Below are 12944 nucleotides of genomic sequence, written 5' to 3'. Positions count from 1 at the left end.
CTGTTTATTAGTCCTTACCGATGTGCAGTACCGCAAGGAAGGCTTCTTGAGGCACTTCCACGTTGCCTACTTGCTTCATGCGTTTCTTACCTTCTTTCTGCTTGGCTAGCAGCTTCTTCTTACGACTCACGTCACCGCCGTAACACTTGGCGATTACGTTCTTACGCAACTGTTTAACGGTTGAGCGGGCGATAATGTGGTTGCCGATGGCCGCCTGAATCGCGATGTCGAACATCTGTCTTGGCACCAGCTCTTTCATCTTCTCAACCACCTGACGACCACGGCTCTCCGCGTTGTCTTTGTGGCAGATCAGCGCCAGCGCATCAACCCGGTCGCCGTTGATCATGATGTCTACACGCACCATATCGGCGGCCTGGAAGTACTTGAAGTTGTAATCCAGTGAGGCGTAACCGCGGCTGGTCGATTTCAGCTTGTCGAAGAAATCCAGCACCACTTCTGCCATTGGGATCTCATAGGTCAGTGCAACTTGCTTGCCGTGGTAGTCCATCTTCTTCTGCACACCACGTTTCTCGACACACAGGGTAATCACGTTACCCAAGTAGTCTTGTGGCACCAGGATGTTCACCTCGGCGATCGGCTCGCGGATCTCGCCAATGTTGTTTACTGGTGGCAGCTTGGCAGGGCTATCTACATAGCTGACTTCGCCTGAGCTTAGCTCCACCTCATAAACTACCGTTGGCGCGGTGGTGATAAGGTCGAGATCGTATTCACGCTCAAGACGCTCTTGGATGATCTCCATGTGCAGCATGCCAAGGAAGCCACAGCGGAAACCAAAGCCCAGTGCGGTTGAGTTCTCTGGCTCGTAGAACAGCGATGAGTCGTTCAGGCTCAGTTTGCCCAGCGCATCACGGAAGTTCTCATACTCGTCCGAGCTGGTTGGGAATAGGCCCGCATAAACCTGCGGTTTCACTTTTTGGAAACCCGGCAGCGCTTGCTCAGCGCCGTTCTTTTGGGTGGTTAGGGTGTCGCCCACAGGCGCGCCCAGAATGTCTTTGATACCGGCGATCACATAGCCCACCTCGCCAGTGCGCAGGGTGCCGGTGCTGGTTTGTTTCGGGGTGAAGATACCCACCTCGTTGACCACGTGCACTTGGCCGGTCGACATTACCAGCATGCGGTCGCCCGCTTTCAGCTCGCCTTGGGTCACTCGCACCAACGACACGACGCCTTGGTAGTTATCGAACCACGAGTCGATGATCAGCGCTTTTAGCGGGCCATCGGTGTCACCTTCTGGCGCGGGTACGTTTTTAACGATGGCTTCCAGTACGTCTTCAATACCCAGGCCGGTTTTGGCCGAGCATACGGTGGCGTCGGTGGCATCGATACCGACGATGTCTTCAATCTCTTCGGCAACGCGGTCTGGGTCGGCCTGTGGCAGGTCGATCTTGTTCAGCACTGGGATCACTTCCAGATCCATCTCGATGGCGGTGTAGCAGTTCGCCAGTGTTTGCGCTTCTACACCCTGAGCGGCATCGACCACCAGCAACGCGCCTTCACAGGCCGCCAGCGAGCGGCTTACTTCATAGGTGAAGTCGACGTGTCCGGGAGTATCAATAAAGTTCAGCTGGTAGGTCTCGCCGTCTTTGGCGTTATAGTCCAGCGTCACGCTTTGGGCTTTGATGGTAATGCCGCGTTCACGTTCTAAATCCATTGAATCTAGAACTTGGGCTTCCATCTCGCGCTCACTCAGGCCACCACAGTGTTGGATGAGTCGATCGGATAGGGTCGACTTACCGTGGTCGATGTGAGCAATAATACTGAAATTGCGAATGTGCTTCATAGAAAATCTGTACGCTAGTTAATTCGATACTGCCTTCCTAAAGCAGCATAGACGTTAGCTTGCTGGGGGCCAAAGGCTGGAAGGGAGACCGTGATCATTGGTTGAGCTCTAAGGGGCGGAATTCTACTCGATTTCGCCCACAGTAGCTACGCTTTGTCGCGCCCTTGATGAACACCGACAATACTGGGCTTGGCATGGTTGCCGGATTGCTGTCGAGAGAGGCGACGGCTGAGCACAAAACCCAGTGCTAAACCGATGCCAGCGCCTGCGATACTCAGGCCCTCACTGCTGCCATTGGTGGCGCCCAGCAGCGCCCCACAGGCGCTCCCCAGCACCAGGCATACCAGCGGTAGCAGATAGACCAGTAAGGCGTGGCGCACCAGCTGCTTGGCAGGTAGGCCAAGCTCGACCTGCTCACCGGGCGCAACCTTGAGTGGCGTGGCCACCTCAAAGCGATGCACCCGCGAGGGAAAGGCCTTGGCCAACGAGCTGTTGCCACAGTCTTCAGCCTTAGAGCAGGCGCTACAGGCACTGCGCGAGATACACTCCACTACCGCGCCGTGTTCGGTGACTTCCACCACCTTGGCGGTTTCGATCAGTAGCTCGCTTTGGTCCTGCTTCATCGGTCGGCCGCGTTATGGCTGCTCAAGGCGTGGCGAGAATTTTACGCTGTCGGCGATACGTGAGGCGGTCTCCGGTGGGATCTCACCGACCACAGTGATCTCGATACCGTTGCGCACTACGGTGTGTAGGCTGGTCGCGCCTTGGCGAACCAAGTGCTCGCGCAGCGGACTGGTAGTACCGATGGGGTTGATATACACCGAGACATCAAACAGGCCATCGCCCAACTGCATGTAATCCACCGATTCAGACAACAGCACCAAGGAGTGCTGCTCGCGGGCGCGCACCTCCATGCCTACCGGTTTCCAACCGAGTTGCCAATCAACTTGCAGCTCTTCGCTGGCATCAAGGTTAGCACCGGTTACCACGCTCGGCAGGTCGATACTGGCTAGCTCTTGCATCCACTCGTTGGGCTTGCTGAACTCAATCAGACTCACCGCCATATGCTGCTCAACCAAATCCCCTTGGCGATCGACGATATCGATACGCAGTGGTAAGGCTGAGTTAAAGTCCAGCCAGAGGTACAGGCCATACATGTCAGCGGATTTCGGCACGATACGCATCACCTGCGCGGGTCGGCCAGCTACCCGACTCTTACCGGCAATGACCAGTTCGTAGTTGGCGCTGAGGCGCTCTGCTTCCAAGGCGGCTAAGTTGCCAAAGATGCCCGGCAGGCGCTTAGAGGTTAGGCTGTAAGGCGGCTGTCCGGCCTCGAAGTAGGCGACCTTGTTAGCGCGATAAACCGCCTCATGGGCCGGCCCATTGAGGTAGACCCGATGGCTGATCTGCACATCATCGACCAAACCGTGGATAAAGCGTACCGGCTCGATATGACCTTGACGCACCTCGATGTAAGCCAGCTCGTAGTTGAGATGATGGAAGGCATGCTGGAAGCGCATCAGCAGATCAAGCGCGGTTTCCTCACGGATTTCTTCTTGTGAGGCCAGCATAGGGGTCACCGCCTGAACGGAGGTGTCGTTACTAGAAGATTCAGGAAGGACAGTTTCAGAAGCTACAGAAAAAGAAGCCAGCGCAATCAGCGCTGGCATCATCAATACAGTCTTGCGCATAGGCGAACTACTCTACAACACGCTGTTGGAACCGATGGTCTTGCAAGTAGGCGCTGATACGTTGACGCTGCTCGAGGATCTCAGCTTCAGTCATTTCACGATGCTGTGGACCTGACTGCAGGCTGACCGGGCTTACTGCTCCACCAACCGGAATGGTATTAAATACAGGTAGTGGCTCTTCGCCCCCCTGCTCTACAGAATACTGCTGCACGCCAATAATCGCGGCAACCGCAACCGAAGCCGCAATCGCATATTGACCCGCGTAACGGAAGAATTTGACGACTTTGGCTGAAGAAGGCTTGTCTTGCTCAGCTTGTGGGCGTGGCGCCACAATGGCTGGTTCCTCTTCAAGGGCCAAGGCAACTTGGTCAGCGATGTCGATTTCAATGCGCGGAGCCACTTCGCCCCGGATAACATCGCCAATCAGGTGATAGTCACGCCAACTGTCGGCCAGTTCGGCGTCATTAGCTAACTGTTCCAACAACTTTGCGTCCTGCAACTCGTTGTCAATTAGCGCTGATAGCTGCTCGTTATTTGCCATAATCTCTTTCTTTTCCCAAAAATCACCGGCTCAATAGCGGCTTGATTCGCTTGTCGATAGCGTCCCGGGCACGGAAAATACGCGAACGTACTGTCCCTACAGGGCACTCCATCACGCTTGCGATCTCCTCATAGCTTAGTCCATCCAGCTCTCGAAGCGTAATCGCAGTACGTAAATCGTCGGGTAATGCCTCTATCGTAGCAAAAACCACTTTCTTAATCTCGTCTGACAGCAGTAACGTCTCCGGAGAATCGCCTTCTCGCAGGGCTTCGCCGCCATCATAAAACTCAGCTTCTTCGGCATCCACATCGTTAGCTGGCGGGCGACGCCCTTGAGCCACGATGTAGTTCTTTGCGGTATTCACCGCAATCCGATACAGCCAAGTGTAAAACGCACTTTCACCACGAAAATTCGGCAACGCCCGGTACGCTTTGATAAATGCTTCCTGAGTGACGTCAGCGACGTCGCCAGGGTTTGCTACATATCGGGCAACCAGACTTGCCACTTTGTTCTGATACTTCTTTACTAACAGACCAAAGGCGGCTTTGTCACCGCGCTGAGTCCGCTCGACCAACGCTTGGTCAGTCCACTGTTCACTCATTGTATGCTACCGACCCCCTAATGCTTGAAATTCGGTAGCTTTTTCGGTGGCGCACTTTTTAGGACTACTGCTTTTCAAAAAAGTTCTCATCAATTCGTTTTTATTTCATTTGGCAAGCGCGACACTGCACAGCATCTTGTATTTCGGTTACACTAGCGCCTCATCCAGTCTGACAACAAGCATCAAGAACACTGCAATGGAATACACAAGCGACGTACTGGTTATAGGAAGTGGCGCTGCCGGCCTGACTCTTGCCCTTAATCTAGCTGATTATGCCAAAGTCCACGTTTTGAGCAAGGGGCCGTTGAAGGAAGGCTCGACTTATTATGCTCAGGGCGGGATAGCCGCCGTGTTCGACAAGAACGACAGTGTCCCGCAACACGTCAACGATACCTTGATTGCCGGCGATGGCCTGTGCGATGAAGAGGCGGTGACCTACACCGCCGAGAACAGCAAGGCCTCCATCGATTGGCTGATTAACTTAGGCGTTCCATTCGACCAAGAACAAGACGCCAGCGGCGAGACCAACTACCACCTGACCCGCGAAGGTGGCCATAGCCGTCGACGTATTCTGCACGCCGCCGACGCCACCGGTAAGGCGGTGCAACGCACCCTGGTCAGCAAGGTGCTGGCCCACCCCAACATCACCCTGCTAGAACGCTTCAATGCGGTGGACCTTATCACCGAGCAGCAGGGCGATAAGAAAGTCGCAGTGGGCGCCTATATCTGGAACCGTAACCGCGAGCGGGTTGAAGTGGTTCGCGCCAAGTTTGTCGCCTTGGCAACCGGCGGTGCCAGTAAGGTCTATCAGTACACCTCTAACCCAGATGTCAGCAGCGGCGATGGCATAGCCATGGCCTGGCGCGCAGGCTGTCGGGTGGCCAATATGGAATTCAATCAGTTCCATCCAACCTGCCTGTATCACCCCGATGCGCGTAACTTCCTGCTTACCGAGGCACTGCGCGGCGAAGGCGCTTTGCTAAAACGGGCCGATGGCACCCGCTTTATGCCTGACCACGACAAGCGCGAAGAGCTGGCTCCGCGTGATGTGGTGGCACGCGCCATCGACTACGAGATGAAGCGCTTTGGCAGCGATTGTGTGTACTTAGATATCAGCCATCGCGATGATGAATTTATAGAACTCCACTTCCCCACCATCCTCAAGCGCTGCTTAGAACTGGGGATCGATATCCGTAAACAGCCGATCCCGGTGGTGCCCGCAGCCCACTACACCTGTGGCGGAGTAGTCAGCGACCTCAACGGCGCGACCGATATCGCCAACTTGTATGCCATCGGTGAAGTTGCTTACACCGGCTTGCATGGCGCTAACCGTATGGCCAGTAACTCGCTGCTAGAGTGCGTCGTGTTTGCCCACAGCGCGGCCAAGCATATCCACCAGCGCCTCGATAAGGTTGAGCTGGTATCAAAACTGGCAGACTGGGATGAAAGCCAGGTAAGCAATTCCGATGAAGAAGTGATCATTACCCACAACTGGCACGAACTACGTCTGTTTATGTGGGATTACGTGGGTATTGTGCGCACCAACAAGCGTTTGGAGAGAGCGATGCGCCGCATCCATTTGCTGCAGCAAGAGATCTTCGAGTACTACTCCAACTTCCGCGTAGGCAACAACCTGCTGGAGTTGCGTAACTTGGTACAAGTGGCGGAGCTTATCGTCGCCTGCGCGATGCAGCGTCACGAGAGTCGCGGGCTGCACTACAACCAAGACTACCCCGACAAGCTACCGGAAGCGAAGCCGACCATTCTCGCCCCCAACAGCTTCTACCACGGCGGTCAGCTCGACTAAGCGAGCAAATTTATCACCGCACACAATCGTCGGTAGTCGCTATCTTCAGCGCTATCGGCGAATACCAACCAATAGCGGCGCTCACCTTGGCGTTGTGCGACCACCAAACAAAAGCCCAATCCCACTCGACTTCGTTGGCTCCACAGCCACGGCGCTTGCTCGCCTGAATCGACCAACCAAAGCTGCTCGGCAGAAAAACTAAACTGTGGGCGGTAGCGCCACCAGTGCTGCAGGCCGAAAATCAGATTAATCAGGGGTAGAGTGCTGATGCTAAGAAGTTGCCAGTGTTGGCGAATGGCCGCCAGCATCACCAGCGTAGAGAGAAGGACTAAGGCCAGGTAGCTAAGGGAGCGCCTGGCCTGAAGCTTATGCTTTAATGCGCTTGAGGATGACATTCACCATCTTCGCCAACTCAGGATCGTCGCATTCACGGTGACCCATAAACCAGCTAAACAGATCCGGGTCATCACAGGTTAGTAAGCGACGGAAGGCTGCTTGATCGGCTTCGCTAAGTTGGTCATAGGCTTCATCAACGAATGGCATCAGTAGCACGTCCAGCTCCAGCATTCCGCGCCGACAGGCCCACTTTAAGCGTGATTTACTTTGTTGCATGTTTTTCCTCGAGGCTAAAACCGCATCGCCGGCAAATAGACTCGCCGGGATTTTTCGCTGCAAACCATACCAAATTCGTGGTTACTTGTCAGAAATTCAGCTCACTAAAGCCACCAATTGCTGGCTGTTCATCACTTCACTTATACAAATGGAGAAACGGCGCTTTCAAGCCTCAAGGAGCTGCGTTGCCAACGCTTTTTTTGTAGAATGCTTGCAACAACGCTTTAACCTTAGCTAAGAAGAGACGCAGACAAAGCAGGCTCACACGGCTAATCACTAGGTTCCCTGGCTTGCCAGCGGCAACGGAGTTAAACCATGACAACCAATGCATTGTGTCCGCTTCCCCCGATTTTTGTTCAAAGCCTCAGTCAATGGCATATCACCGAGGTAAGCGGTGAAGAGGCGGCCAGCTACCTACAAGGGCAGCTCACCTGCGATGTGAGCGCCTTACAAGTTGGCCAACACAGCCTGAGCGCCCACTGCGACCCAAAAGGCAAAACTTGGTCGGTGATCCGAGTGGTACGCCTTGATGAGCAGCGCTTCCTCTATCTGCAGCCGCAGTCAGTAGCAGCTACCCAACTCAATGAACTCAAAAAGTACGCGGTGTTCGCTAAGGTCGAGATCAGCGAGCCAGAGAACCTGAGCCTTACCGCAGTCATGGGTAACCAAGCTGCCAGCTTTATTAGCGAGCAGTTTGACGAGAACCTGGCCAACCACGGCGGCCTACTGAACGATGGCGGCGTATGCATTCGCCTCGATGGCCCACGCGTGCGTTACCTGGTGATCAACGAGCAAGGGTTGACTGCGCAGCCTGCTGATAACACCTTGGATGCCAACCACGTGTGGCTGGCCGGGCAAATCGCCTCTGGCCTACCGATGCTTGAAGCCGCCACCAGTGGCGAGTTTATCCCGCAAGCGCTTAACCTGGACAGCCTAGAGGCAATCAGCTTTAGCAAAGGCTGTTACACCGGACAGGAAACCATCGCCCGCGCCCGCTACCGCGGCATTAACAAGCGAGCCACTCACCGCTTGGTGGGCCACAGCCAACGCCTGCCGGAAGCTGGCGACAAGCTGGAGCTGCAACTAGGCGAGAACTGGCGCGCTAAGGCCACCGTGCTGCAGGCGGTAGCCATCGAGCCCGAGCATATTGAACTGCTGGCCGTCAGTGATAAAGAGCTGGAAGCCGATGCGCGCTTCCGCCTCAGTGGCGATAACAGCAGCCAGTTTACCTTGGCGCAACTGCCCTACTCTATTGGCGAGTAAAAGTCGATTATAGAGTAAAGCCGGTTAACCCAACAGAGAGACGCCTTGTCTCTCCGTTGTTTGATTCCGCCCCGCTTCAATATCCTGCGCTAACCTCATACCCGAACAAGCTCTGAGCCACTGTTTTCGCCAGTAATCGCCTGAAAATTATTGTGAAATCCCAAAGCTGTCACAAATCGGTTGACTAACTCAGCCAATTCACCAAAGTGACATAATGACGTCATAACTTCAGTCTATGGTTAACTAGATGGCAAAGAGCAGTAAAACCGATAAAGCGGCGAAGTCAGATAAATCTAAATCTGATAAGCCTAAATCCGATAAACCAAAGTCGGAAAAATCAAAGAAGAACACTTCGTTGCGCCTCGATCCGGCAACGCTGAAAGCGTTAAAGATTCGGGCCATCGAAGAAGAGCGCTCGGTGCAGAAGATTATCGAGTCACTGATTAAGGCCTACTTAAAAGGCAAGATTTCACTCTAAGTGCGAACGCTAGTGAGAAAAATTGCAGGGAGAATTCACCCATGAAGCCAACCCATGTGATGATCATCCCGGTTAGGGAAGTGGCACAAGGCAGCCAACGTGTTGTGCAGATCTGCCTGATAACCAGCCGAGCCTCGGGCGAGTGGTTGGTGCCTAAAGGCTGGCGCGAGCAGCGCGCGGCAGACCGAGCCCAAGCCGAGCGCGAAGCCTTTGAAGAGGCAGGACTGCTTGGTAAGGTGATTCCGATGAACAGGTCCGCCAAACTAAAAGCGGTGAAAAAAGGCAAGAAGCGTCACTGCAAACTCTACCTGATGGATGTGCAACAGGAGTTGGAGCGCTGGCCCGAGCAACACCAACGCCAGCGCCAATGGGTGCCCATCGACCAGCTACACCAACATCTAAGCTCCAAGCAATTAACTAAATTGGTGCGCAAATACGCCGCTTAAGCCTGTGGAGTATTTGCGCAGCTATCCAGTTATTGATTAAGCTGGCATGAGTTAGCTGATAGCGGAGGTTATCGTGAGGTGTTGGCGAGCTATGCTGATTGTAATCGCGCTGTACGGTTTCTCCACAGCGCAGGCCAGCGCACAAACCGAGCTACGTAGCTGGATGACTGAACAAGCCCCCTTTGAGCGATTCGCCGAAGTTATAAACCAGCAGCTTGAGTTGCCCTTCTCCCTCGAAGACCCACTCGATAACGCTGAGCAAGCCGACGCATTGTTGCAATGGCTGGCTAGTGCCAGCAAGCAACTGCAGCAAGCCAAGCGCTACGCCTCGCCGATACAACACAGCCTTGGCCTGGCCAACCTGCTGCAGTATCGTCGCTATCAGGCGCTGGCCCAACAGTGGCAGAGCCATCAAATCTGGCTTGGCGACCCCAGCTACCACCGCCAAGCATTAGCGACCTTGCTGTTACTTAACACCCTCGATGCCGCCCAAAGCGAAGCCATTCTCGATGCCCAGCGTGACTGGCTGGCTGCGCAACTTGAGCTTCAACCTCAGTTAAGTAGTCAGCTCAACTTTCAGCGCCAGCAACAGCTACTCGCCTTTAGTTATTGTCTGGCCTATGGCGCTCACCCCGGGACGTCTTCGCTGCTGCAGTTTCGGCCGCACTATCAGTGCCCACTACTGCACCCCGCTCTATCGCCAACAGCAGCGCGCTTTCAATGAGCGGATTGTTCCAGCGAGCAGCCATTAGCTAGCAACAGAAAATTTCACACAATCCTGCCCAGAATTAGGCTAGTTTTTACTTTAGGCCCTTACCTTTTTAAGGAACAGTGATGCAAGCCATTATTCCCTACTTGAACTTGGCTGGTCAGGCCGAGCAGGCGCTGGCGTTTTATCAACGTTGCTTTAACGGAGACATCACCACCATGATGCGCTTTGGCGACAACCCCAGCGACGCCCCCATCCCCGATGAGCTAAAACAGAAAGTGATGCACGCCCACTTTAAAGCCGGGCAGCTGGAGTTTATGGCCTCTGATGGTATGCCCGGCGAAGAGCTACAGCCCCATGCAGGAAGCATCGAGCTGAATCTAAACTTTAACGACTTGGCAGAGCAGCAAAAAGTGTTTGATGCTCTGGCGGAGAACGGCCAGGTGATACATCCCTTACAAGACACCTTTTGGGGCGCCCGCTTTGGCCGGATTAGCGACCAATATGGGATTAGCTGGATGCTGAACTGTCAGTTGTAGTCATTGACGCGCAGTTTACATTCCCCGGCGTTTAAAAAAGTCAGCCTCGTTGCCAGTATCGGGCACGTAGAGATTGAAGGTTTTGTCGGCAACGATCTTGTTGTCGATCTCGATGGTCATCCGCCAGTCGCCCAACTTGTTGCTGACCGGCGCCCAAATGGTGTCACCTAAGTAGAAGTTCCAATCGTTGCTGCGAATGTACTCTTCGCCACGAAACGGGGCCATCACCTCGCCGTCTTCATCGGGAATATCGGGGTGATAGATGCAGTACACCAGCTTTTCGCCACGGGCTTTTTTGATGTTGATAATCATGCCAAACTCCACCTCTAACTCGGCTTCAACGTCCAGCGTGAACTGTTTAATTTGTGGTAGCGATTTGTCCTCGCTGTCCCAGGTCGAGTAGATCCCGTAGCTATGTAGTTTGACCAGTGGTTTCGCCTTGGCCATAACGACTCCTAAAATTAATTCGTGTTGCTTCTCAGCTACTGTTAAGCTTAATCGAGACGCATTAAGCGCTGCTTATCAACTGATTTCAAGGAAGAAAAATGAAAAAGTTCAGTTTGTTGCTGCTCTGCCTAAGCTTCAGCCTACAGGCAGCCCCGGTCGATGAATTGGTCGATACTCTCGCCGGCCCCAAATCTATTGAGCGGATCCACCGCCAACTCAATCGCTACCTGATTAGCCAAAACTCGGCACTGGCTGACTATCAGGATGTTCTCGACACTTGGTCACAGCAGCACATCACCTGGAGCAACTTAGCGCCAGAGTTTAAAGAGCTGTACGCCAAGTACTTCAGCGATGCCGAGATCAAAGAGTTGCTGGCATTCTACAAAAGCCCAGTGGGACAGAAAAGCTTGGCGGTGTCGGAGCAAATCAGCCGTGAGGGGGCCGCAGCCAGCCTGAAACTGGCTAAGCAATATGAAGAGCAGCTTAAAACGATGCTAGTTGAAGAACGCAGCCGACGCGAAGGTACGGCGACTAACTAACGCGCTCTATCTATACCCGAGCACTCTCAAACGGCTAGCACTCTGGTTATCACTCGGGCTAGCCGAATTTGTGATACTGCTGATAACGGGTCTTCATGGTATTGCAGAAACGCTCCATTGAACGACTGTCGCCATGGGCGTGGGGGTCGTTCATCATCACTTCCACTTGCTCTTGATAGCGATGCAGGCGCAGTTCGTTGTTGAACTGCAGGCGTTCGATCTCCAGTTGCACCTCTTGATAATCTTGGTGCAACACCTCGTTCATGCAGTTGAGAGATAAGCCCAGATAGTGAGCCACGCGAATGGTCTGGCCATCGGTTGTCGAACGCATCAGCTCCTGCAACAGGGCGGCATAGCCCATGCTGGCACTAAACTCTTCAGCGTTTAGCTCCATACCACGCAGCAGCGCTTCTACATCATCACGCACGCCACTTTCGTTGGTATCGTGACCGAGCCAGCGTCGCTCCAACTCAGCCAGATAAACGTAACGGCGAAACTCATCCCCCTCGCTCAGCTGCTGCTCTTTATAAGCTTCAACCGAATCGCGAAAATCACGATCTACGGGTTCACATGCAACGATGATCGCCCAGATGGGTAAAACAAGAAGCGGTGAACATTTAAAAATCTTCTTTTTAATCAACATCATGCTAGATACCTAATTACCGTAACAGCATCCTAGCACAACGATTTGAGTAAAAACTTATCAAGATCAATACCGTGAGACATTCCACGGTATTGAACAAGGAGAGTTACTCGGAAGCAACCTTGGCCGGTTGCAAACCCAAGCGGCGCTGGATAAACGCCAGCAACATGCCGTAGAGGGGCACAAACAGCGACAGATTCACCGCTACCTTAAATACGTAATCGACCCAGGCAATCTCTACCCAGTGCTCAGCCATAAAGGCATCAGAGCTAGCATAGAAGGCCACCGAGAAGAACAGCATGGTATCGGCCAAGTTGCCGAAAAAGCTCGACGCAGTAGGCGCAATCCACCAACGCTTGTTGCCGCGTAGGCGGTTAAACACCTTCACATCCAGCAGTTGGCCCAGCGCGTAAGCCAGAAAGCTCGCCAATGCGATACGCGCCACGAAGGTGTTAATCACCAACAACTGGCCAAAACCTTGGAAGGCCCCTTCAAAAAACAGCACCGATACCACATAACTCGACACCAGCGCCGGCAGCATCGCCGCAAAGATAATCTTGCGGGCCCGCTCAGCACCGTACAGGCGCACAGTTAAATCGGTTGCCAGGAAAATGAAAGGAAAGGTAAAGGCTCCCCACGTGGTGTGGAAACCAAAGATAGTAAACGGAAGCTGCACCAGATAGTTGCTGGCTGCAATCGTTACAACATGAAACAGTGCCAGAATCAGCACATTGCGCCGCTCAAGCGCAGAAAGGGATGTTAACCACATGGGTAGTACCTTCTTTTTGTTAATTGGGGTGAGAGAACCCAAACACCAGTTTTAATGC

Annotated in this window: 17 protein-coding genes; 7 read left to right on the top strand and 10 right to left on the bottom strand. The window is 53.7% G+C overall.

Annotated features, from left to right (window positions below; genetic code table 11):
* Positions 1–7 precede the first annotated feature (7 nt).
* The 5 genes from lepA to rpoE form a co-directional block, all read right to left on the bottom strand.
* A complete protein-coding gene (lepA, locus tag G461_RS0118105; protein ID WP_026972907.1) occupies positions 8–1801 on the bottom strand; it encodes a translation elongation factor 4 in 1794 nt (597 codons plus the stop codon).
* 146 nt (positions 1802–1947) lie between these two features.
* Complete coding sequence (locus G461_RS0118100; RefSeq protein ID WP_026972906.1) at positions 1948–2424, bottom strand: SoxR reducing system RseC family protein; 477 nt, start codon at positions 2422–2424, stop codon at positions 1948–1950.
* Positions 2425–2436: 12 nt separating this feature from the next.
* Positions 2437–3492 (bottom strand): MucB/RseB C-terminal domain-containing protein, encoded by a 1056-nt coding sequence (locus tag G461_RS0118095; protein WP_051333673.1) that lies wholly within the window; start codon positions 3490–3492, stop codon positions 2437–2439.
* 7 nt (positions 3493–3499) lie between these two features.
* Positions 3500–4033: a sigma-E factor negative regulatory protein gene (locus tag G461_RS0118090; protein WP_026958628.1), complete on the bottom strand. Its 534-nt coding sequence runs from the start codon at positions 4031–4033 to the stop codon at positions 3500–3502.
* Positions 4034–4055: 22 nt separating this feature from the next.
* Positions 4056–4634 carry an RNA polymerase sigma factor RpoE gene (gene rpoE, locus G461_RS0118085; protein WP_026958627.1) on the bottom strand — a complete coding sequence of 193 codons (579 nt, stop codon included), beginning with the start codon at positions 4632–4634 and terminating at the stop codon, positions 4056–4058.
* Positions 4635–4830: 196 nt separating this feature from the next.
* Between rpoE and nadB the strand changes: the two genes are divergently transcribed.
* Positions 4831–6441 (top strand): L-aspartate oxidase, encoded by a 1611-nt coding sequence (gene nadB / locus G461_RS0118080; RefSeq protein WP_026972904.1) that lies wholly within the window; start codon positions 4831–4833, stop codon positions 6439–6441.
* Here the strand turns inward: nadB and G461_RS0118075 are convergent.
* Entirely contained in the window at positions 6438–6836 is a 399-nt protein-coding gene (locus tag G461_RS0118075) for a hypothetical protein (RefSeq protein WP_157360363.1), read from the bottom strand. The genes nadB and G461_RS0118075 overlap by 4 nt on opposite strands.
* On the bottom strand, positions 6808–7053 hold the full coding sequence (locus G461_RS0118070; protein ID WP_026958624.1) for an FAD assembly factor SdhE: 246 nt from the start codon (positions 7051–7053) through the stop codon (positions 6808–6810). Before G461_RS0118070 ends, G461_RS0118075 begins: the two co-directional genes overlap by 29 nt.
* A gap of 315 nt (positions 7054–7368) precedes the next feature.
* Between G461_RS0118070 and ygfZ the strand changes: the two genes are divergently transcribed.
* From ygfZ to G461_RS0118045, 5 genes are all read left to right on the top strand, one after another.
* Positions 7369–8316 (top strand): tRNA-modifying protein YgfZ, encoded by a 948-nt coding sequence (gene ygfZ, locus G461_RS0118065; protein WP_026972902.1) that lies wholly within the window; start codon positions 7369–7371, stop codon positions 8314–8316.
* A 247-nt stretch (positions 8317–8563) separates the two neighbouring features.
* Positions 8564–8794, top strand: a complete 231-nt coding sequence (locus G461_RS24730) for a hypothetical protein (RefSeq protein ID WP_035480679.1) — start codon at positions 8564–8566, stop codon at positions 8792–8794.
* 41 nt (positions 8795–8835) lie between these two features.
* Positions 8836–9240, top strand: a complete 405-nt coding sequence (locus G461_RS0118055) for an NUDIX hydrolase (protein ID WP_026972901.1) — start codon at positions 8836–8838, stop codon at positions 9238–9240.
* A gap of 91 nt (positions 9241–9331) precedes the next feature.
* A complete protein-coding gene (locus tag G461_RS0118050; protein ID WP_026972900.1) occupies positions 9332–9964 on the top strand; it encodes a hypothetical protein in 633 nt (210 codons plus the stop codon).
* A 110-nt stretch (positions 9965–10074) separates the two neighbouring features.
* Complete coding sequence (locus tag G461_RS0118045) at positions 10075–10488, top strand: VOC family protein (RefSeq protein WP_026972899.1); 414 nt, start codon at positions 10075–10077, stop codon at positions 10486–10488.
* 15 nt (positions 10489–10503) lie between these two features.
* Here the strand turns inward: G461_RS0118045 and G461_RS0118040 are convergent, their stop codons facing one another.
* On the bottom strand, positions 10504–10935 hold the full coding sequence (locus G461_RS0118040; RefSeq protein ID WP_026972898.1) for a DUF3859 domain-containing protein: 432 nt from the start codon (positions 10933–10935) through the stop codon (positions 10504–10506).
* Between the two features lie 98 nt (positions 10936–11033).
* Here G461_RS0118040 and G461_RS0118035 point away from each other — a divergent pair, with 98 nt between their 5' ends.
* Positions 11034–11474 (top strand): DUF2059 domain-containing protein, encoded by a 441-nt coding sequence (locus G461_RS0118035; protein ID WP_026972897.1) that lies wholly within the window; start codon positions 11034–11036, stop codon positions 11472–11474.
* Between the two features lie 58 nt (positions 11475–11532).
* On the opposite strand, the gene G461_RS0118030 is transcribed toward G461_RS0118035, so the two are convergent.
* Together G461_RS0118030 and G461_RS0118025 are read right to left on the bottom strand one after the other, a co-directional pair.
* Complete coding sequence (locus G461_RS0118030) at positions 11533–12120, bottom strand: hypothetical protein (RefSeq protein WP_026972896.1); 588 nt, start codon at positions 12118–12120, stop codon at positions 11533–11535.
* Positions 12121–12223: 103 nt separating this feature from the next.
* A complete protein-coding gene (locus G461_RS0118025) occupies positions 12224–12886 on the bottom strand; it encodes a 7-cyano-7-deazaguanine/7-aminomethyl-7-deazaguanine transporter (protein WP_026958616.1) in 663 nt (220 codons plus the stop codon).
* Positions 12887–12944 lie beyond the last annotated feature (58 nt).

Source organism: Aliagarivorans marinus DSM 23064 (assembly GCF_000429485.1).
GTDB classification, from domain to species: Bacteria; Pseudomonadota; Gammaproteobacteria; order Enterobacterales; family Celerinatantimonadaceae; genus Aliagarivorans; species Aliagarivorans marinus.
This window is presented reverse-complemented; position numbering and strand designations above follow the sequence as displayed.